The organism is Lysinibacillus sp. GbtcB16 (assembly GCF_019091145.1).
Classification (GTDB): Bacteria; Bacillota; Bacilli; order Bacillales_A; family Planococcaceae; genus Lysinibacillus; species Lysinibacillus fusiformis.
Genome location: NZ_JAGXJV010000002.1, coordinates 224,985 through 242,603, shown reverse-complemented (window position 1 = coordinate 242,603; position 17,619 = coordinate 224,985). Strand labels below are relative to the sequence as shown.

The window sequence follows — 17,619 nt, the reverse complement described above, 5'->3', positions numbered from 1 at the left end:
GCAAGAAAAACGCAAACCGTTGAAACATAACGTGTAAATTCCTAAATTAACTATTGCGTTAGCTGTTAATACTTTTCCTGTTGAGTCATAAACAGGATAAACCAACGTAGCTTTACCAAGTGTTGTATCATTAATACTCAATGTCACATTACCGGTATTAGGACCTCATTTTTAGGAACGGAAAGCAACTCCTGTTTTCGGAACTTGATTAGTCACTGTTGTGTCACGGAATGGTATTATACCGGCTCTACTTACAATAGGCGCGCATTACTTCCTCCTGAACTCCCTAAATATCTAACGCGTCCTAAATCATTTTTGATATGGGTATCGATCTTTGTGTTAATAGCTGCAGGGTGCTGATCTGTATACTCTTTTGCTTCTGTTCCAACATCATTAACCGTTTGTTTAATCTCATTAATCGCTCCTGCTAGCGACGACTAGATGCATTAGAAATTGAACATATCTCCATTCATGGTTTACGAAATACACATGCCAGTGTCTTAATCTATAAAGGAGCTAATATTCATTCTGTTTCTAAACGATTAGAACATACAGATATTCAAACAACACTTGATCACTATTCGCATGTATTAAAGGAAATGGAAGAACGGGATGAAGAAATAGCGATTAATGTTTATTCATCTTAATTTCTTTGTTCACCATGTTTACATTTTGTTTACCTAATTTATTTTTTATATGTTAATCAATGCGATTCTTAAAAATATTCATACAAACAAAAAACGCTCAAAACCCAGTATTAATAAGGTTTCAAGCGCTTTTCAGTTTGGTTAAAAATTAACCTTTGATTTGCTATTGACGTCCCAGGAGGGATTCGAACCCCCGACCGACGGCTTAGAAGGCCGTTGCTCTATCCTGCTGAGCTACTGAGACATGATGTCGTTTCTTATGTATTCCATAGGAAGGACAATACTTATTATATGTATTATATGGCGTAATGTCAACATTAATTTTACTATGTAGGCAAGGTTTCCCTCATCTATGTTTTATCATATGTTGTCGCCATATAGATTATACCATTTTTTTGCCTTATCGATAGGTTGAACATGAAAATTTTTGTTAAAATATTGGCTAGAAATCAATGGGAGGTATGTAGATGTTTAAGGATGCTGTTGTAGTTGTGACTGGTGGTGCACAAGGAATAGGCAAGGGCATTGTGCTAGCGTATGCACGACAGGGTGCGAAGGTGGTTATTGCTGATATCAATAAGGGATTAGGTCAGCAATTAGAGACGGATTTGGTCGATCAGGGCTTCTCTGTCATCTTTGTTCATACGGATGTGGCGAAGGAACAGGATATTGTTTCATTGATGCGACGAGCGGTCGAACAATATGGGGCGATTCATATATTCATTAATAATGCTGGAAAGTTTCAACATACATCCCCTTATGATATTACGTGGGAGGAGTGGAATGATCTCTTGCAAACGAATTTAACGAGTGCCTTTTTCTGTGCAAGGGAGGCTGCGAAAATGATGAGGCACAATGCCAAAGGAGGCTCGATTGTATGTCTAGCCTCTACACGGGCTGAAATGTCTGAGCCTAATACTGAAGCCTATACCGCTACAAAAGGTGGGATTGTCGCATTGACTCATGCTTTAGCACGGTCGTTTGGTCCTGATCAGATTACTGTGAATTGTATTTCGCCTGGATGGATTGAGACTGGCAATTATGAGGAGCTTCGTCCGATTGACCATGCGCAGCATTTGTCAGGGAGAGTGGGTGTGCCAGAGGATATTGCTCAAGCATGTCTTTATTTAACAAATCCGTTGAATGATTTTGTTACGGGTATTAACTTAACGGTTGACGGTGGGATGACGAAGAAAATGATGTACGAGGATTGATGCTATATCTCCTTGCCTTCTTTGTTTTCATACATAGAGCTACCTGGGAGTATGCTAGTGTAGGAAAAAGAATGAAAAGGAGTGAGGTTTTGTACCCTTATTCAAATGGCTTTTCATTAAGCCAGTTGTATCAATCCCCTTCTACGCAATACACAGCACCGATTCGTCATTTTTTACGTTCAGCTGATAATCGACGCTGTATTAGTAAAGCTGAGGCGGATTATATGGCGATGAATCGGCTACTGTGGATGGAGCATGTGAATTGGACACGGATGACGATTATTAGCATCGTTTTCAATTTGCCCGATTTACCCTTTGTACAGCAGCGTTTGTTACGAAATGCAACTGATTTAGGGAATTGCCTCCGTCCCTTTTATGGTGACTCTATAGCGGATCGATATGCAGCTTTAATTAAAGAGCATCTTGTGATTGCAGCTCAGTTAGTGACTGCTGCTACTAAAGGAGATACAGCGACTTCTGAGGCAAAAGAGAGAGATTGGTATCGTAATGCTGACGATATTGCACAATTTTTGCATACGATCAATCCTTATTTAAGTATGGAGGCCGTACAAAAGATGTTTTATATGCATTTGGCTTTAACAAAGAATGAAGCCGTGACCATGATTCAAAAAGATTATCAAGCCGACGTGGACATATTTGATGAAATTGAGGCTGAGGCACTTGCCATGTCAGATATGATTGCCGGCGCTATTGTCATGCAATTTTGTTATCTCTTTTAAAATATCTCTCCCTTACAAAAAACAAGGTCTATTTTTGAATAGATCTTGTTTTTCGTTGTTCAATCACTGGAGGAAAAACTTTTGCCTCTTTTGCCTTTGCATAATGTGCAATGGGTCGTGTCCCCTGAAAGGTTCCCTTCATAAAAGAAGCTAACGTATTGCTTTGAATCTTTACTTCAGCTTGTTGTAATTCCCACGGTGTATGTTGAATATCAATACGAAATAATGTATCGTTCCATTTTGCCCATGAATGGTAACGTTCTACAAGCCATTGGTCAAAATTAGTTTGAGTGTTGTTCCCTATTGTATAGGACACCCTCAATCTTTCATCCAATGTTTTGTAATAGCTCGTATAGGTGTTGTCATTATCCCTTTGCTTTCCTACAATTTTTGAGTATCGATAGGGTAAGCTGACTAATGCTGTTATTTTTGAGAAGACATAATTGGTCACATCTAAATGAAAAAAATAGATTCCTTTCTTGCCCCCATATTCTACATATGTTCGTACATTCAACTGTAAGGAAGTATTCAAGCCAGGAATGGGTGGTAGAAATCGCAAGCGATGCCCATGGACTTTAAAAAGTACCGCACTTACCCAGGCATCCTCTGCGAATAGATCTAGCGTCAGTTCTGGAGGTATATGTTTTTCTAATTCTGGGGGTGATACTGGCCAATGTAAAAATAGGACATCCTGCCATGTCTGTGCTATTATCCACATAGTAAAACTCCTTTCTATGCCCATTTTTTCCTAGAAAGGAGTTATTCAAACAATATAGCTATTTTTGATTCTGCTCAGCCGCTTCTATTTCTACATAGCGATAATATAAATTTCGTAATTCAGATTCTTTAAATAACCCTAGATGACTTTTAAGTTGTGGATGTACTAAAATGCCATGTGTTCGTAGCTCTTTTACAAACCAACCTTTTGAATATTTATGCACCGAATCCATTCTCCTTTACCTTTATTCATACATAGGGTATGCGTTTGGTTTGTGTAGGGTGCCATTGCCCAATAAAAAAACGAGAGGAGCCATTCCTCTCGTTTTCTACTTATGTGCCACAAAAAGTTCGATATGGTTGATTAGACGGTTCTGGTAATGAAGCATATTCCTGTTGTTCATTCGTGTGGGCAAAGGGCTGTGCCAGAGCTGTCACTAATTTATTCATCACGCTATAGTCTCCCCGCTCTACAGCTGCTTCTAATGCCTCCTCCACCCTGTGATTACGTGGAATAACAGCGGGATTCTGCTGACGCATCAATTGTTGTGACATGTCTTTTGTTTGTGACTGTCTTGCTAATCGTGCAAGCCATTTTCGATGCCAGCCTTTAAATGCTGATGACTTCCACAATGAGGTTTTATCAGTGTGGTCAAAGCTTAGGGCGATGAACGTATTAGTATAATCCGCTCGGTCCTGTTCCATGAGCTGTAAAAGTTCTTCTATAAGCTTCATATCCTCTTGCTCTTCATCGAATAACCCTAATTTTGCTCGCATTCCTTTCAGCCAGTTTTGAGCGTACAGCTTAGGATATTGTTCTAGGGTAGCTTGAGCAAGTTCAATGGCCTGCTCTTCATTTTCATGAATTAAGGGAAGTAATGCCTCTGCCAAGCGTGTTAAGTTCCAACCACCAATGTTTGGCTGGTTACCATACGCATAACGCCCTTGTCGATCAATTGAACTGAACACTGTCGCTGGGTCATAGGAATCCATAAAGGCACACGGTCCATAATCAATGGTTTCCCCACTGATGGTCATATTATCTGTATTCATGACCCCGTGAATGAAGCCCACTAACTGCCACTTTGCTATAAGAGATGCTTGTTTATTAATGACTTCCTGCAATAAATAAAGATAGCGATTCGTGTCACCGTGTTGATTTGGGAAATGCCTTTCTATTGCATAATCCGCTAAAATCTGGAGTTCCTCGTCTGTACCCCATTGTGCTGCATATTGAAAGGTCCCTACCCGTAAATGACTGCTGGCAACTCTCGTAAGGATAGCACCAGGTAGATCAGTTTCACGGATAATCGTTTCACCTGTGCTCACTACCGCTAAACTTCGGGAAGTGGGAATCCCCAACGCAAACATCGCTTCACTAATGATGTACTCCCTAAGCATAGGCCCCAATGCGGCTCTTCCGTCTCCACCACGAGAATAAGGTGTTCTGCCAGACCCTTTTAGCGCGATATCCATACGCTCATTAGAGGGTGTTATTTGCTCACCATATAAAAGTGCCCGTCCATCACCTAACATATTAAAATGTCCAAACTGGTGTCCTGCATAAGCCTGCGCAATAGGAATACTACCATCAGGGGCTTTATTACCGGCTAATACGGCTATGCCCTCTTCGCTTTTTAAAGCTTGACTATTTAATCCTAGTGACGCAACTACCGCTTCATTTAACAGGACTAATTCAGGTAAACGCACAGGGTTTAACGTCATATCGGAATAAAAAATACTTGGTAGTTGAACATAGCTATTGTCCATTTTCCAGCCAATTGTCTTTTCCATATTTTCTCCTTTGTTACCTTTTCCATTTATTTTTTCTATTTCAACATCATTCATTCCTAGTCAATTTTACCACCCCATATAAAAATCCGCTTACTTGAAGAGTAAGGCGGATTTTTAAGTCGTATTAATTTCGTTGGAAAGTATGACTTGACATACATTGTTGATCATCCGTCCAAAATTCCACTGTAAAAGTCGAATCTTTTATTTCTAGCACGGCAAAGCTTTTTTCTTTGCGACCCCGTGGCTTTAATAAGCTTCCTGGATTAATAAATAAAATATGATCCATCATTTCAGCCCCGAGAATATGAGAGTGACCAAAACAAACAATTTGGGCATTCAATTCTTTTGCCCGATAGGTTAAAGACAACATAGAACTTTTTACATTAAATAAATGACCATGAGTCACCAAAATTCTTACGCCATCGACTGTAAAAATTTCTTCCTCAGGAAAAGCTTCCTCCCGATCACAGTTCCCTCGTACTTTTTTCATTCCTTTTAATGCATCATGTACATAAGGAAGCTCACTATCACCACAATGTATGCGAACATCTATTTCAGGATAAAAATTTCTAACCTTGTCGATCACCTGACAGTCGCCATGTGTATCGCTCATGATAAGTATTTTCATGAATACCACCTCTTATTTAATAAGATTCGGCAATTGCTCCTTCAACTTACGAATAGCATTACCTCGGTGAGAAATAGCACCTTTTTCTTCTGGCGTAAGCTCAGCCATCATACGATCTAGACTTGGAACAAAGAAGATTGGATCATAGCCAAAACCATTCGTCCCACGTTTTTCATGTGCAATCACGCCCTCACAAGTACCAAATACAGTCGTCGTTTCAAAATCTGGACCTGCAATAGCAATACAGCAGCAGAATCGAGCGGTACGTTTGCCATCTTCTACCCCTTGTAGGTTTTCTAACAGCTTCACCATATTAGCTTCATCATCATGATCACCAGCATAACGTGCAGAGTAGACCCCTGGCTCACCATTTAATGCATCTACTGCTAAACCACTATCATCAGCAATCACAATGGTACCAAGATTTTTCGCTAGGGCTTCTGCCTTTAAGATTGCATTTTCTTCAAATGTTGTACCTGTTTCTTCTATTTCCATGTCTGGTGCTACTTCAAACATTGTGACAACTTCATAACCAAGTGGGCCAAATAATGCTTCGAAATCTTTGGCTTTTCCTTTATTTTTTGTTGCGATCACTACCTGTTTCATATTATTTCCCTCCGACCATGTTTGCTTGTTCAGCAAGCGCTGTTTTTTGGAGCTCAACTAATTGCTGGATGCCTTTTTCACCTAATGCTAATAAATCATTCAATTCTTCACGAGAGAATGTTGCTTCCTCGCCAGTACCTTGTAATTCTACAAAGCGACCTGCACCTGTCATAACAATATTCATATCAACAGCAGCAGCCACATCTTCTACATAATTTAAATCTAAAACAGCACCCTGTTCTTCTACAATCCCTACACTAGTTGCGGCTAAAAAATCGGTTACAGGAAACTTGACGAACGGTTTTTCTTCCGCAAATTTAGCAATTGCCTGTGTCATCGCAACAAATGCTCCCGTAATGGAAGCTGTACGAGTGCCACCATCTGCTTGAATCACATCACAATCGATCCATACTGTACGCTCTCCAAGCGCCTCTAAATCGACCACAGCACGTAATGCACGCCCAATTAGGCGTTGAATCTCCATCGTACGTCCATTGACCTTCCCACGTGATGATTCACGCGGTGTACGTTGAGCAGTTGCACGAGGTAGCATCGAATATTCAGCTGTGATCCAGCCTTTCCCTTGCCCGCGTAAAAAGCCAGGCACTTTGTCCTCGATTGTTGCTGTACAAATTACTTTTGTATTTCCTACTTGAATTAAGACCGAGCCCTCTGGGTGTAATAAATACTCCCCATCCATTTTTACAGGTCGCAGTTCATCTGCCATTCTTCCATCAAATCTTGTCATATTTATTGTTCCTCCTAAAAACTTTCGCGCCCTCATCTTATCATAATTTATTTCTTCAAAAAAGTACTCAATGATTATGTAAAATGCTGAAAACGGCAAAAATCAGCCTAGCCCATCGCTAAGCTGATTTTTTATTTTAATGTAATGCGTTTTATGTCGAGAGTACCTTGCTCCAACCAATTTTCAGCGATTGAACGGAAAATTGGAACAGAACCAGTTGCAAAAAATTTATGAGCAGGCACTGTATTTGCATTTGCTAAAGTGCCATTATAAGCTAGCATTTCTTGAACATCCTTTGCTGTTTCTTCCGCAGAAGATAAAACATTCACTTCATCTCCTACGACAGCTTCAATTTGTTTTTGTAAAATAGGGTAATGTGTACACCCTAAAATAACCGTATCAAATTGCTGATTTTTCAACGGCTTTAAGCCTTCTGCTATTAACTTCGTCGCAAATTCACCTTTATATTCGCCACTTTCTACAAGTGGAACAAAAGTTGGACAGGCTAGTGGAATAATATGTGTTGACGTATTAAGTGACAGTAAGGCCTCTTCATATGCACCACTTTTAATTGTTCCTTCTGTTGCAAGCACAACGACTTCATGTCGCTTCGTTTTCTTTACAGCTGCACGTGCGCCAGCATTTATAACGCCTAGTACCGGAAAAGGCATATTTCTTTGTAAACTTTCGAGTGCTACTGCAGTCGCTGTATTACAAGCAATAACGAGCATCTTAACATTCATTTTTTCTAGCGCTTTCGCCATTTGCCAAGTGAAGTTCCGTACTTCCTGACGGCTTCTTGGACCATATGGACATCTTGCTGTATCGCCAATATAATAAATCGTTTCGTTTGGCAATCGCTTCATAATTTCTTTTGCTACGGTTAACCCGCCTACTCCTGAATCAATAACGCCTATCGGGGCATTCATACTTTCCGCCTCAATCCTGTTTCATGTGTACATGTAGTTTTTCTAGGTAGCTTGATAATTGCGCGACTTCTTGCTCATCAAAACCAACAAGCATCTCTTGCAAATATTGCTGTCTTTTTTCTATAACCTCTTGAATAATACGTTCGCCCTTTTCGAGAAGATGAACAACAACGACACGGCGGTCATTTTCATCACGCATACGCTTGACTAATTCATTTTTCTCCATACGGTCCACTAAATCTGTTGTCGTGCTAAAAGCTAAATATAAACGGTTTGATAATTCGCCAATTGTAATATCACCAAGCTCTTCTAACCACTGTAATGCAACAAATTGTGGCGGCGTAATCGCATAGTCGGAAACAATTTCTCTTCCCTTTTGCTTCACGATGGCCGCTATATAGCGTAATTCCTTTTCAACCGTTGCAACGGTTTCAGGTGAGTGTTTTGTTACTTCATCCGACATATAACTATTTCACTCCTAAAAATACGTTGAATAGTTCTATTTTGTCGTTTTTTTCACGAAATAGCAAGTGTCCATTAGTCTAATTTAAATTCTTCTAAGCGTAACAGCTCAATTAACGCCTGAGATCGATTTGTTACACCTAGCTTTTGAATTGTATTGGAAATGTGATTTCGCACTGTTTTTTCACTAATACCAAGCTGCTCTGCAATATCTCTCGTTGTTTTTTCAGCTAATAAAAGCGCAAATATTTCACGTTCTCGGTTCGTTAATAGAGAACGATGATGAGAGCCATTCATTCAGTTACACCCTCCTCCCCCGCACGTATTGTAACTTATGTTAAGGGGCTTGAAGCGGTGACGGCTATTTGCATGATTATTACATGTTTCCTTAAAAATTTCGGAAATTGCTTCGACATTTTTATAAATTTTATGTAAAACATAATTCCTACTATTCTCATAATTATTTATGCAATAGCCCTACCCACTAATGAGGGATAATTTCCAAACTAATCAAGTGCGCTCTTTCTTCTTTAGAAATCGGTACACTTTTACCTGTTCCAGGGTCCATTTGCACAATTGTACCTCGACCTGTAAAGCACACTTCATCTCTTTGATTTTTTGCTAAATAATGAATATCCATTGATGAACTTCCAACTTTCGCTATCTTAGTGTAAATTCGTAGCACGTCATCAAAGAAAACCTGTTTTACATAATCACATTGTAAATCAGCTACAATCGGTATACTCTTTACATTCTCGTCAGCTACAGACGGCATTAAAATACCTACATGTCGGAAATAATCAATTCTTGCCTGTTCAAAATATGTAAAGCTTACCGTATTATTCATATGTCCATACATATCTGTTTCTGAAAATCGTACTCGTGCCTCACTATAAAAGGAAAAACCCTTTTGCCACTCTTGGAAGTCTTCAATATAATTTGCTTTCATATTAGCACCATCCCCTATAATTAATTGGCCATCTTTTTTAGTTTGGTTCAGACAGCCCATAAATAATGAATACAAATTCATTATAAAAGAAAATGCTATATGATCATAGGAAAAACCAAAATTTCCTTATTTTATTGCTACATCTCTTTTCTTTCTATAGTATGGTTTTTCCTTGAACTATTAACTATGTTTATATCACAATAAAAAACTCCCTCACACTAAGTGTAAGGGAGTCAGCTTGTCCGATATTAGTCTACGAAGTGGTCAGAACCGAAGAAGTTACGGAACATTTGCACTGTAGTAGCACGGTTTAATGAAGCGATTGATGTTGTTAAAGGAATACCTTTTGGACATGCAGCAACACAGTTTTGAGAGTTACCACAGTTTGCAAGGCCTCCATCGCCCATAATAGCATTTAAACGTTCATCTTTAATCATTGCACCAGTTGGGTGAGTGTTGAAAAGTCGTACTTGTGATAATGGAGCTGGCCCGATGAATGAAGCTTTTTCAGACACGTTTGGACATGCTTCCATACATACACCACAAGTCATACATTTAGATAATTCATAAGCCCATTGACGTTTACCTTCTGGCATACGTGGACCTTCACCTAAATCATAAGTACCATCGATCGGTACCCATGCTTTCACTTTTTTTAGCGCGTTGAACATACGTTCACGGTCAACTTGTAAGTCACGAATAACAGGGAATGTTTTCATTGGCTCCAATTTAATTGGCTCAGTCAATTGGTCAACAAGTGTTGAACATGATTGACGTGGACGGCCATTAATAACCATTGAACATGCACCACAAACTTCTTCTAAACAGTTCATATCCCATGATACTGGCGATGTATTTTCACCATTTTCAGTAACAGGATTTTTTTGAATTTCCATTAAAATAGAAATTACGTTCATACCATGACGGTAAGGCACTTGGAATTTTTGCCAATAGCTATTGCCGCCCTGTGTATCTTGACGTAAGATTTCAACTTTAACCATTCTTCCAGTATTAGCTGCGATTTGCATAACTTTTAGTCTCCTTTCGCAGAGTAGTCGCGTTTACGTGGTGGGATTAAAGAAACGTCGACTTCTTGGTACGTGATGATTGGATTACCAGTAGCTGGGTCAAACTTCGCCATTGTTGTTTTCAAGAATTGCTCGTCATCACGGTTAGGGAAATCAGGCTTATAGTGCGCACCACGAGATTCATTACGTAATAATGCACCTTTTGTCATTACTTTCGCAAGCACTAACATATTTTTAAGCTGACGTGTAAAGTGTGCGCCTTGATTACTCCATTTTTGTGTATCGTTGATGTTGATGTTGTTCCAACGCTCAGTAAGGTCATCAAGTTTTTTCAATGTATCTTCAAGCTGATCATTGTAACGTACTACAGTCATTGTAGCAGTCATCATTTCACCAAGCTCTTTATGCAGTAAGTAAGCGTTTTCTGTGCCTTCCATTTTCATGATAGCATCCCATTTCGCTTGTTCTTCTGTTACGCGAGCATCGTAAATCTCTTGTGGAATATCTTCTGCATGCTTTTTAAGATGTTTTACATAATCTACTGCGTTTGGTCCTGCAACCATACCGCCATAGATAGCAGATAATAATGAGTTCGCACCCAGACGGTTTGCACCGTGTTGAGAGTAATCACATTCACCTGCTGCAAATAGACCAGGAATTTCAGTCATTTGGTTGTAGTCAACCCATAATCCACCCATTGAATAGTGAACTGCTGGGAAAATTTTCATAGGTAATTTGCGTGGGTCATCTCCTACGAATTTTTCGTAGATTTCGATGATACCACCAAGTTTAACGTCCAACTCATGTGGATCTTTATGAGAAAGATCTAGGTATACCATGTTTTCGCCATTGATACCAAGTTTTTGGTTTACACAAACGTCGAAAATTTCACGTGTTGCAATATCACGTGGTACTAAGTTACCGTAAGCTGGGTATTTTTCTTCTAAGAAGTACCAAGGTTTACCGTCTTTATAAGTCCAAATACGACCACCTTCACCACGAGCTGATTCTGACATTAGACGGTTTTTGTCATCTCCAGGAATCGCTGTAGGGTGAATTTGAATGAACTCACCATTCGCATATGAAGCACCTTGTTGGTAAACGATAGAAGCAGCAGAACCTGTGTTAATAACAGAGTTTGTTGTTTTACCGAAAATAATACCAGGGCCACCAGTCGCCATAATAACAGCGTCTGCACGGAATGATTTAATTTCTTCTGTACGCATATCTTGCGCTACGATACCACGGCACACGCCGTCTTCATCGATAATAACACCAAGGAATTCCCAGTGCTCATATTTATTTACTAAACCAGCTACTTCATGAGAACGAACTTGCTCATCAAGCGCATATAGTAATTGTTGACCAGTTGTTGCACCAGAGAAAGCTGTACGGTGCATTAAAGTACCGCCAAAACGACGGAAATCTAATAATCCTTCTGGTGTACGGTTGAACATAACACCCATACGGTCCATTAAATGGATAATGCCGGGTGCTGCATCACACATACCCTTAACTGGTGGTTGGTTCGCTAAGAAGTCCCCACCATATACTGTATCATCAAAGTGGATCCATGGAGAATCCCCTTCACCTTTTGTATTTACTGCACCATTAATTCCGCCCTGCGCACAAACAGAGTGTGAGCGTTTTACAGGAACTAATGAGAATAAATCAACTTCAGTACCAACTTCAGCTGCTTTAATCGTTGCCATCAGACCGGCAAGACCACCGCCGACAACAATTACTTTGCTTTTCGCCATGATTATTTCTCACTCCTCTTAAAAAATTGCAATGATTGCATGTGCTCTATTGTAGCTCTATTGAATTATACGAAAGCTAAAATAGCAGCCACACCAACTACACTTAGAATTACGAAAATAATGTTTGTTACGTAAGTAGCAATCTTTTGAGACTGAGGAGATTGTACAATACCCCAGCTTACTAGGAATGCCCATAAACCGTTAGATAAGTGGAAAGTTGCTGATAAAATACCAACAATGTAGAATCCAAGCATGAATGGATTAGCAACAATATTCGCCATCATGTCGTAATCAACGTGTGCTCCAAGTGCTTTTTGAATACGAGTTTGGAAAATATGCCATGCAATGAAAATCACTAGGAATACACCAGTGAAACGTTGTAATGAGAACATCCAGTTACGGTATGTGCTGAAACGTCCTGTGTTTGGTGAAGCAGTGAATGCAATGAACACTCCATAAAATGCATGGAACATCAATGGAATATAGATGACAATCCATTCAACTAGGATAAGGAATGGAATCTTTTCCATTACTGCGGTAGCATCGTTATAACTATCTGCCCCGCCTGTTGCTGTAAAGTTAATGAACAGGTGCATCGTTAAAAACAGACCTACTGGAATGATCCCAAGTAGAGAATGTAAGCGACGCCATAAAAACTCTCGATCTTTCGACAAGACTGTTACCCCCCTTAGTACTTAAAATAGCACAACAAAAGAAGTCATCATTTTGTAAATGATACTTCATTGACTGTGTATTTCATCATGGTACAATATTATGACATGTTTATTGTACTCTCAAGAGCTACGAGCGTCAAGGCAACTCGGAGTTTTTCATAGAGCTTATTAAAGAACTAATCTAGTGCATAATGCGTCGTTTTTTCTCGAAAAATCTACCATTACTTTATTAACGTTAAATTTTAAGAAAATTCTAAGAAAGAAGGATAACAATGTTAAACACTCCATCTCCTACAATCTCATCCTTTGGTTATGAGATCATTCGCGATCATATTCTATCTTCTGTACTCGGTAAACATGAGGATGATGTCCTTTATTGGGCAGGTAAAGAGCTTGCGCGCAAGTTTCCATGTAAAAGTCAAGACGAACTAATCGCATTTTTCGCAGATGCCTGTTGGGGTACATTAGAGCTAATGAAAGAATCGAAGGACGGACGTATTTTCCAGTTGACAAACGACCCTGAAATCTTGCAAATCAAACAACGCAGCTTCAGACTTGAGGCAGGATTTATAGCTGAACAGATTCAGCTAGCTAAAGGCTATTTGACAGAATGTTATGATGAAAAACGTGAAAAGCAACATTACGTTATGTTTACAGTCAAATGGGACGTGAAGGAACGAATTATGCATACGATTCCAACAGAATAACAAAAAAAGGATTGTCTCCCATACAATAAACGGGATGACAATCCTTCCTTTTATTTCGGACAATTACAGAAAATGCTGTTTCTTCTATTATTATATGTAAAGAGCCTGCTCTAAATTAAATTCATCATGCAATGCATTTGCTGCACGAATCATTTCATCCTGCGGTACTACAACAGACACTTTAATTTCTGAGGTGCTCACCATCTTCACAGGGATATTTTCACGACGTAAACGATCGAACATGCGAGCAGCGACACCTGGATTCGAGACCATACCGGAGCCAACTATCGAAACTTTCGCTAATCCAATTTCGAAATCAGCAAAGCTAAAGCCAAGTGATACTTTACTATCCTCTAAAACACGTAAAGCTTCTGCAAATTCTTCTTTCAAAATCGAAAAGGACACAGTTGGTTTTAATCCATCAATGATTGCTTGAACAATGATATCCACGTTGATGCGATTTTCAGCAAGAGTTGAAAATATATCCGCTAATGAAGCATGTGAATAAGCATCATACCCAATTGTTAAACGAATAACATCTGATTCAAAGGCCACACCACGCACTACTAAATTTTTCTCCATCTCTACTTCCTCCTTCAATAAAGTACCTACTGACTCCACTAAACTAGAGCGTATGATCACTGGCATTTGGAACTTTTTAGCTAACTCCACTGCACGTGGATGAATGATGTGTGATCCTAAATGTGCTATCTCTAACATTTCATCATAGGATATTTCCTGTAGTTTTTGCGCCTTTACAACAAAGCGTGGATCTGCTGTATACACACCATCAACATTCGTGTAAATGTCTGTCCGCTCAGCATCTAATGCAACAGCAAGTGCAACGGCTGTCGTTTCCGTTCCACCTTTCCCAAGCGTTGTTATATTTTGGTCATTATCAATGCCTTGATCTCCAGCAATAACGACGATTTGTCCTTGCAGCAAATGCTCATCGATACGGCTAACATCGATATGATTGATCCTTGCATGACTATGCATAGGATCCGTGCAAATGCCAGCCTGCCAGCCTGTTAGTGACACCGCATTATAGCCAGCTTCTTGTATTGCAATGGCAAACACGGAGCTGGATAACTGAGAGCATGAAGATACAGCTGCATCTAATTCACGTTTTGACACATCATCCGTGAAATGAAGTACGCTCATTTTCACATCCTGTATCGTTTGTCTCATCGCACCAACTACTACTACCACATCGAACCCTCTATCTCTTTCAGCAATTGCTTTTCGAGCAGCATCTTGAATTTGTTCGGGCGATGCTAAAGCAGCCCCTCCAAATTTCATCACTATTCTAGACATTTCTTTTGTTCTCCTTTCCAGTCATGTAATTCACCTAAAATGAGGTGTAAAACAGCCTCTAGAAAACTAAAAAGGCAGCCTTCACAAAACGTGAAAGCTGCCTATAACATGTACAATAACAAAACTTGCGCATGTGTGATAGCTCTCCGAAACGTTTAGAATCGACAGTCTTACATTTTTTAAATGCAAAACCAGTACAACAGCGGAAACAACAATGCTGTACTTCGGCAAGCTCCCCTTTCACGCAATGTCTTAGGATTTGTTCATCCTCTTTTGCGCTACTTTTGAATCTTGCACCTCTATCATCACCTTAAAAGTGATTATATTAAATTTTTCCGCCCTCATCTAACAAGTGGGCTGTTAACATTGGATCACAATGTTATTTACAACCTTAGCATATGTCTATTCCTTTGACAATGACTCCTGCTGAAAATAGGCATAAATCTGATTTGCTAAATTAGCTGGCATCCCAGCTTCCTGTAAAGCTAGCTCACTAGCCTCCCGTATTTTCTTCACGGAACCAAAGTGTTTCAGTAACTGCTGTTTTCGTTTTGGACCGACACCTTCAATTTGATCCAGCACAGATTGGATAGCATGCTTTTCATGCTGTTGACGCAAGAAGGTAATCGCAAAACGATGGACTTCATCTTGTATTCGCTGCAATAAATAAAAGCCGTCACTTGTGCGTTTTAAGGCAATGACCTCTGGTGGATCACCAAACAATAGCTGGGATGTATTATGCTTGTCATCCTTTGCTAAACCAGCAATAGGTATAACTAGTCCTAATTCATCCTCTAATACTTCACGCGCAACTTCCATTTGACCTTTACCACCATCAATTAGCACTAAATCTGGTAATGGAAGACCTTCCTTCAAAACACGGATATAGCGTCGACGAATTACCTCTTGCATAGCACCATAATCATCATGCTTGGCTGCTGTACGGGTTTTATATTTGCGATATTCCTTTTTGGCGGGTTTGCCATCAACGAAAACAACCATTGCAGATACGGCATCTGTTCCATGCATATGACTATTATCAAAAGCTTCAATTCGTAATGGTGTCGTTATGCCCATCGCATCACCAAGTGCCTCGCATGCACCAATAGTACGTTCTTCCTGCCGTTCGATAAGCTGGAATTTAGCGGACACTGCAATTTCAGCATTTTTCGTCGCTAAATCTACCAACTCCTTTTTTTGACCTCTTTTTGGCGTAAGAACTTTGATACCTAACAATTCTGTTAAAATGGCACCATCAATTGCTTGCGGAATAAAAACTTCTTTTGGCTTAATATGCTCTGGTTTTTCATAAAACCGTCCCACAAATGTTAGGAACTCTTCCTCTGCGTCTTGATAGATCGGGAAAATAGAAACATCTCGCTCGATCAGTTTACCTTGCCGAATGAAGAAAACCTGAACACACATCCATCCTTTTTCCACAGCATAGCCAAAAACATCACGGTTAGTAGTGTCACTTGATACTATTTTTTGCTTCTGCATAACTGTATCAATATGGGCGATTTGATCACGAAACTCCTTAGCTCGTTCAAACTCTAAGTTTTCGGCAGCCGCAAGCATTTTTACTTCAAGCTCCTTTTTGACTGCCTCCACACCGCCGTTTAGAAACTTCGTCATATCCTCAATCATTTCCTGATAAACATGACTATCAATTTCTTTCACACAAGGTGCTATACATTGACCCATATGATAATACAAACAAACTTTTGAAGGTAGCTGCACACATTTTCGTAGTGGATATAAACGGTCCAACAGCTTCTTTGTTTCGCTTGCCGCATAGGCATTGGGATACGGTCCAAAATATTTAGCCTTATCCTTTTTTACTTTACGTGTCGTAATTAGACGAGGATGTTTTTCATTCGTAATTTTTAAATATGGATACGTCTTATCATCTGTTAACATGACATTGTATTTTGGATCATGCAGTTTGATGAGATTCAGCTCTAAAATGAGTGCTTCAATATTTGATGATGTCACGATATACTCAAAATCTTCTATTTCGCTTACAAGTCTTTGCGTTTTACCTTCATGTGTTCCTGTAAAATAAGAACGAACACGATTTTTCAGTACCTTCGCTTTACCGACATATATAATTGTCCCCTGTCGATCTTTCATCAAATAGCAGCCAGGCTGGTCTGGTAGAATATCCAGTTTACGCTTGATTAAATCGTTCATTACCTACCTGCCCCCTACGTAAGATTCCCCTCAATGAATCATTTTTATCTTTCTTTATTATATAACGAAAAAAAGCCGAACACATCAATTGATGGTCCGGCTTTTGTGAACTTCATTCATTACGCATGTTTTGCGATAAATGCTTCTAAAGCTTCTTTCGGTTGGAAGCCTACAGTTTTGTCAACTAATTCTCCATCTTTAAATAATAATAATGATGGAATTGACATGATTTGATACTCAGCAGCAGTACCTTGGTTATTATCTACATCAACTTTTACAATTTTAGCCGCACTACCTGCAGCGTCCATTTCTTCAAGAACTGGCCCAATCATTTTACAAGGTCCGCACCAAGCAGCCCAAAAGTCCACTAATACTAACCCTTCTTTAATATCACTTTGGAACGTAGCATCTGTTGCATGTACAATTGCCATTTGAAATCCTCCTTAAACTTACTATGATTGTAGTATAGCATGGATAAATTCACTTGAGCGAACAATCTGCCTGTA

Annotated in this window: 20 protein-coding genes, 1 tRNA gene and 1 riboswitch; of the genes, 4 read left to right on the top strand and 17 right to left on the bottom strand. The window is 39.5% G+C overall.

Annotated elements, in window-relative coordinates; all coding sequences use genetic code 11:
* Positions 1 to 452: 452 nt before the first annotated feature.
* Positions 453 to 647, top strand: coding sequence for a tyrosine-type recombinase/integrase (locus tag KVT27_RS13070; RefSeq protein ID WP_309140237.1), 195 nt, complete (start codon positions 453 to 455; stop codon positions 645 to 647).
* A gap of 170 nt (positions 648 to 817) precedes the next feature.
* Here the strand turns inward: KVT27_RS13070 and KVT27_RS13065 are convergent.
* Positions 818 to 891 (bottom strand) — tRNA-Arg (locus KVT27_RS13065).
* Between the two features lie 223 nt (positions 892 to 1,114).
* On the opposite strand from KVT27_RS13065, the gene KVT27_RS13060 reads away from it, so the two are divergent.
* Together KVT27_RS13060 and KVT27_RS13055 are read left to right on the top strand one after the other, a co-directional pair.
* On the top strand, positions 1,115 to 1,861 hold the full coding sequence (locus tag KVT27_RS13060; RefSeq protein WP_217581442.1) for an SDR family NAD(P)-dependent oxidoreductase: 747 nt from the start codon (positions 1,115 to 1,117) through the stop codon (positions 1,859 to 1,861).
* A 71-nt stretch (positions 1,862 to 1,932) separates the two neighbouring features.
* On the top strand, positions 1,933 to 2,601 hold the full coding sequence (locus KVT27_RS13055; protein WP_483307971.1) for a hypothetical protein: 669 nt from the start codon (positions 1,933 to 1,935) through the stop codon (positions 2,599 to 2,601).
* A gap of 28 nt (positions 2,602 to 2,629) precedes the next feature.
* Here the strand turns inward: KVT27_RS13055 and KVT27_RS13050 are convergent, their stop codons facing one another.
* From KVT27_RS13050 to KVT27_RS12990, 13 genes are all read right to left on the bottom strand, one after another.
* The gene (locus tag KVT27_RS13050; protein WP_217581440.1) at positions 2,630 to 3,319 is read right to left on the bottom strand and encodes a YqjF family protein; all 690 of its coding nucleotides are present in this window, start codon (positions 3,317 to 3,319) and stop codon (positions 2,630 to 2,632) included.
* Between the two features lie 58 nt (positions 3,320 to 3,377).
* Positions 3,378 to 3,551, bottom strand: a complete 174-nt coding sequence (locus tag KVT27_RS13045) for a DUF2639 domain-containing protein (protein WP_191967662.1) — start codon at positions 3,549 to 3,551, stop codon at positions 3,378 to 3,380.
* Positions 3,552 to 3,651: 100 nt separating this feature from the next.
* Positions 3,652 to 5,166 (bottom strand): protein adenylyltransferase SelO, encoded by a 1,515-nt coding sequence (locus KVT27_RS13040; RefSeq protein ID WP_483307970.1) that lies wholly within the window; start codon positions 5,164 to 5,166, stop codon positions 3,652 to 3,654.
* Between the two features lie 70 nt (positions 5,167 to 5,236).
* Positions 5,237 to 5,740: a metallophosphoesterase gene (locus KVT27_RS13035; RefSeq protein WP_036119407.1), complete on the bottom strand. Its 504-nt coding sequence runs from the start codon at positions 5,738 to 5,740 to the stop codon at positions 5,237 to 5,239.
* Positions 5,741 to 5,752: 12 nt separating this feature from the next.
* On the bottom strand, positions 5,753 to 6,346 hold the full coding sequence (locus KVT27_RS13030) for an XTP/dITP diphosphatase (protein WP_036119410.1): 594 nt from the start codon (positions 6,344 to 6,346) through the stop codon (positions 5,753 to 5,755).
* A 1-nt stretch (position 6,347) separates the two neighbouring features.
* Positions 6,348 to 7,094 carry a ribonuclease PH gene (rph, locus tag KVT27_RS13025; protein WP_025114540.1) on the bottom strand — a complete coding sequence of 249 codons (747 nt, stop codon included), beginning with the start codon at positions 7,092 to 7,094 and terminating at the stop codon, positions 6,348 to 6,350.
* Between the two features lie 131 nt (positions 7,095 to 7,225).
* Complete coding sequence (gene racE / locus KVT27_RS13020; RefSeq protein WP_008179152.1) at positions 7,226 to 8,023, bottom strand: glutamate racemase; 798 nt, start codon at positions 8,021 to 8,023, stop codon at positions 7,226 to 7,228.
* A gap of 10 nt (positions 8,024 to 8,033) precedes the next feature.
* Complete coding sequence (locus KVT27_RS13015) at positions 8,034 to 8,486, bottom strand: MarR family winged helix-turn-helix transcriptional regulator (RefSeq protein ID WP_008179154.1); 453 nt, start codon at positions 8,484 to 8,486, stop codon at positions 8,034 to 8,036.
* Between the two features lie 74 nt (positions 8,487 to 8,560).
* Entirely contained in the window at positions 8,561 to 8,782 is a 222-nt protein-coding gene (locus tag KVT27_RS13010) for a helix-turn-helix domain-containing protein (RefSeq protein WP_004226437.1), read from the bottom strand.
* Between the two features lie 187 nt (positions 8,783 to 8,969).
* Positions 8,970 to 9,434: an acyl-CoA thioesterase gene (locus KVT27_RS13005; protein WP_217581518.1), complete on the bottom strand. Its 465-nt coding sequence runs from the start codon at positions 9,432 to 9,434 to the stop codon at positions 8,970 to 8,972.
* Positions 9,435 to 9,682: 248 nt separating this feature from the next.
* Complete coding sequence (sdhB, locus tag KVT27_RS13000; protein WP_008179159.1) at positions 9,683 to 10,462, bottom strand: succinate dehydrogenase iron-sulfur subunit; 780 nt, start codon at positions 10,460 to 10,462, stop codon at positions 9,683 to 9,685.
* A gap of 5 nt (positions 10,463 to 10,467) precedes the next feature.
* A complete protein-coding gene (gene sdhA / locus KVT27_RS12995; protein WP_036119419.1) occupies positions 10,468 to 12,222 on the bottom strand; it encodes a succinate dehydrogenase flavoprotein subunit in 1,755 nt (584 codons plus the stop codon).
* A gap of 65 nt (positions 12,223 to 12,287) precedes the next feature.
* Positions 12,288 to 12,896 carry a succinate dehydrogenase cytochrome b558 subunit gene (locus KVT27_RS12990; RefSeq protein ID WP_036119422.1) on the bottom strand — a complete coding sequence of 203 codons (609 nt, stop codon included), beginning with the start codon at positions 12,894 to 12,896 and terminating at the stop codon, positions 12,288 to 12,290.
* Positions 12,897 to 13,168: 272 nt separating this feature from the next.
* Here KVT27_RS12990 and KVT27_RS12985 point away from each other — a divergent pair, with 272 nt between their 5' ends.
* Entirely contained in the window at positions 13,169 to 13,603 is a 435-nt protein-coding gene (locus KVT27_RS12985; RefSeq protein WP_036119424.1) for a YslB family protein, read from the top strand.
* A gap of 90 nt (positions 13,604 to 13,693) precedes the next feature.
* Here the strand turns inward: KVT27_RS12985 and KVT27_RS12980 are convergent, their stop codons facing one another.
* The 3 genes from KVT27_RS12980 to trxA all read right to left on the bottom strand — a co-directional run bounded on the left by KVT27_RS12980 (position 13,694) and on the right by trxA (position 17,544).
* Positions 13,694 to 14,920 (bottom strand): aspartate kinase, encoded by a 1,227-nt coding sequence (locus KVT27_RS12980; RefSeq protein ID WP_217581439.1) that lies wholly within the window; start codon positions 14,918 to 14,920, stop codon positions 13,694 to 13,696.
* 131 nt (positions 14,921 to 15,051) lie between these two features.
* A riboswitch (Lysine riboswitch) is annotated at positions 15,052 to 15,230 on the bottom strand.
* Between the two features lie 92 nt (positions 15,231 to 15,322).
* Positions 15,323 to 17,113 (bottom strand): excinuclease ABC subunit UvrC, encoded by a 1,791-nt coding sequence (gene uvrC / locus KVT27_RS12975; RefSeq protein ID WP_217581438.1) that lies wholly within the window; start codon positions 17,111 to 17,113, stop codon positions 15,323 to 15,325.
* A gap of 119 nt (positions 17,114 to 17,232) precedes the next feature.
* Positions 17,233 to 17,544: a thioredoxin gene (gene trxA, locus KVT27_RS12970; RefSeq protein ID WP_008179170.1), complete on the bottom strand. Its 312-nt coding sequence runs from the start codon at positions 17,542 to 17,544 to the stop codon at positions 17,233 to 17,235.
* Between the last annotated feature and the right edge of the window lie 75 nt (positions 17,545 to 17,619).

Excerpts from the sequence above, each read along its gene's own strand:
- KVT27_RS13060 (WP_217581442.1), top strand. The coding sequence starts at position 1,115 with ATGTTTAAGGATGCTGTTGTAGTTGTGACTGGTGGTGCACAAGGAATA.
- KVT27_RS13055 (WP_483307971.1), top strand. The coding sequence starts at position 1,933 with ATGAAAAGGAGTGAGGTTTTGTACCCTTATTCAAATGGCTTTTCATTA.
- KVT27_RS13050 (WP_217581440.1), bottom strand. The coding sequence starts at position 3,319 with ATGTGGATAATAGCACAGACATGGCAGGATGTCCTATTTTTACATTGG.
- KVT27_RS13045 (WP_191967662.1), bottom strand. The coding sequence starts at position 3,551 with ATGGATTCGGTGCATAAATATTCAAAAGGTTGGTTTGTAAAAGAGCTA.
- KVT27_RS13040 (WP_483307970.1), bottom strand. The coding sequence starts at position 5,166 with ATGAATGATGTTGAAATAGAAAAAATAAATGGAAAAGGTAACAAAGGA.
- KVT27_RS13035 (WP_036119407.1), bottom strand. The coding sequence starts at position 5,740 with ATGAAAATACTTATCATGAGCGATACACATGGCGACTGTCAGGTGATC.
- KVT27_RS13030 (WP_036119410.1), bottom strand. The coding sequence starts at position 6,346 with ATGAAACAGGTAGTGATCGCAACAAAAAATAAAGGAAAAGCCAAAGAT.
- rph (WP_025114540.1), bottom strand. The coding sequence starts at position 7,094 with ATGACAAGATTTGATGGAAGAATGGCAGATGAACTGCGACCTGTAAAA.
- racE (WP_008179152.1), bottom strand. The coding sequence starts at position 8,023 with ATGAATGCCCCGATAGGCGTTATTGATTCAGGAGTAGGCGGGTTAACC.
- KVT27_RS13015 (WP_008179154.1), bottom strand. The coding sequence starts at position 8,486 with ATGTCGGATGAAGTAACAAAACACTCACCTGAAACCGTTGCAACGGTT.
- KVT27_RS13010 (WP_004226437.1), bottom strand. The coding sequence starts at position 8,782 with ATGAATGGCTCTCATCATCGTTCTCTATTAACGAACCGAGAACGTGAA.
- KVT27_RS13005 (WP_217581518.1), bottom strand. The coding sequence starts at position 9,434 with ATGAAAGCAAATTATATTGAAGACTTCCAAGAGTGGCAAAAGGGTTTT.
- sdhB (WP_008179159.1), bottom strand. The coding sequence starts at position 10,462 with ATGCAAATCGCAGCTAATACTGGAAGAATGGTTAAAGTTGAAATCTTA.
- sdhA (WP_036119419.1), bottom strand. The coding sequence starts at position 12,222 with ATGGCGAAAAGCAAAGTAATTGTTGTCGGCGGTGGTCTTGCCGGTCTG.
- KVT27_RS12985 (WP_036119424.1), top strand. The coding sequence starts at position 13,169 with ATGTTAAACACTCCATCTCCTACAATCTCATCCTTTGGTTATGAGATC.
- KVT27_RS12980 (WP_217581439.1), bottom strand. The coding sequence starts at position 14,920 with ATGTCTAGAATAGTGATGAAATTTGGAGGGGCTGCTTTAGCATCGCCC.
- uvrC (WP_217581438.1), bottom strand. The coding sequence starts at position 17,113 with ATGAACGATTTAATCAAGCGTAAACTGGATATTCTACCAGACCAGCCT.
- trxA (WP_008179170.1), bottom strand. The coding sequence starts at position 17,544 with ATGGCAATTGTACATGCAACAGATGCTACGTTCCAAAGTGATATTAAA.